We start from the raw sequence: 743 nt of genomic DNA, 5'->3' as shown, positions 1-743 counted from the left end.
GAGGGTAGCAAGTCATCAATGAGCGTTACAGCAGCCATACAGGTTCCTGATCCCGTTGCGGGGTTTCCATCTCCTACTTCCAGCTGCACCATCACCTCAGGTGCATCGCTACAAGTGAACTGGGATTGGTCAAGAGCGTAGTTTAGCACGGTTGCACAATCGTCTGTGGAGCCACCGTCTACATCCTGTGGGTTGATGGATGCCTGACCGGATGCATCAAAAAATACAGTGGTATTCGCACACAATGCATCGGGAGGGCTAGTGTCGGCTGTGTAGATCAACTCAGATGCAGTTACCGCATTCAGGCAGGCTACTTCTTCAACGCTTAAATCACATGGGCCCGCATCGGCTAATGCAATATTGACTTGATGTGTCATACCGGCCGGCGTACCTTCCAAATCAATAAATGTAACCGTCGCACCGGCAGGGACATTAAAGAAAGTCGTTGCCCCAACACTGATATTGTAGAATGCTCCGCAGTCGTCTGTTACGGTTACGTCGAAACCTCCAGCATCATTGCCCAGGCAGTCCGGCTGAACCACATTGCTTATAATGATCTCCGGTAATGGATCTCTGATCTCTGTGCCGTCAATAACGCCTGTAGTGTTGGCCCCGCAGCTACTTGTAATGGTGTACTCATAATCTGTCCCTGGCTGAAGGGTACCGGCAGGGATCGTTAATTCAGATGTAGTAAGACCGGTATAACTGGTGAACTCCTGACCATTCGTATCCATTGTTACTGA

1 protein-coding gene is annotated in these 743 nt (G+C 49.9%); it reads right to left on the bottom strand.

The genetic code is table 11. From position 1 onward, the window contains the following. Window positions 1-734: hypothetical protein (locus IX84_RS18160; RefSeq protein ID WP_152605132.1), on the bottom strand; the 734-nt coding region annotated here is incomplete at its 3' end. Window positions 735-743 lie beyond the last annotated feature (9 nt).

Origin of the sequence: Phaeodactylibacter xiamenensis (assembly GCF_000759025.1) — a bacterium.
GTDB lineage: Bacteria > Bacteroidota > Bacteroidia > Chitinophagales > Saprospiraceae > Phaeodactylibacter > Phaeodactylibacter xiamenensis.
Note: the sequence above shows the minus strand (reverse complement) of the source record. Positions and strands in the feature narration are given on the sequence as shown.